General features: G+C 48.0%; 1 protein-coding gene. It reads right to left on the bottom strand.

Features of this window, described 5'->3' with window-relative positions; all coding sequences use genetic code 11:
• Window positions 1-521, bottom strand: a 521-nt coding sequence (locus R7Z50_RS31010) for a 3'-5' exonuclease (protein ID WP_318150213.1), incomplete at both ends; no start/stop codon positions are given.

The following is a 521-nucleotide window of genomic DNA, read 5'->3' as shown; positions in this document are numbered from 1 at the left end:
GGCAGGTGATAATAGCGGCGCAAATCGTCCAACTGATAACTGCTGTGCGCGCCGCTTTTCCCTGCATAGCTAAACTGCTTTTCGATTTGCAGAGTGTCGATAAAATACGCGGGGAAATCCTCTACTTGGTAGCGAGAGGAAAAGTAAGCGTGAATGAAGGTTTTTTCAAGGCAGCATCCGTGGGCGAGCACCACTTTTCCTGTGATGCGTTCCAGCAACCGATTCATACCTTCATCCAATGGCAGTCCTTTGGCGAGATCTTGCGGAGTTAAGCCATTAATTTGCGCTGTTTCTGGTTTGATGAATTGTCCATGACAAATGTACCACTCTTTGGAGCTGGCGATATCAATGCCGTCCAGCGTTAGGTCAACCACGCCAATCGATAAGATTTTATCGCCTTGCGCGTCCACGCCTGTGGTTTCAAAGTCCAACGCAACAAAACTCAAATCCTTCAAGGTCGTTGAGTCATCCACCAAAGGCCGTTGAAGATAGTCTTTCAGCACCATTGGCCAATCGTCAAT

The sequence above is a fragment of the Vibrio sp. 1249-1 genome, assembly GCF_033340495.1.
Note: the sequence above shows the minus strand (reverse complement) of the source record. Positions and strands in the feature narration are given on the sequence as shown.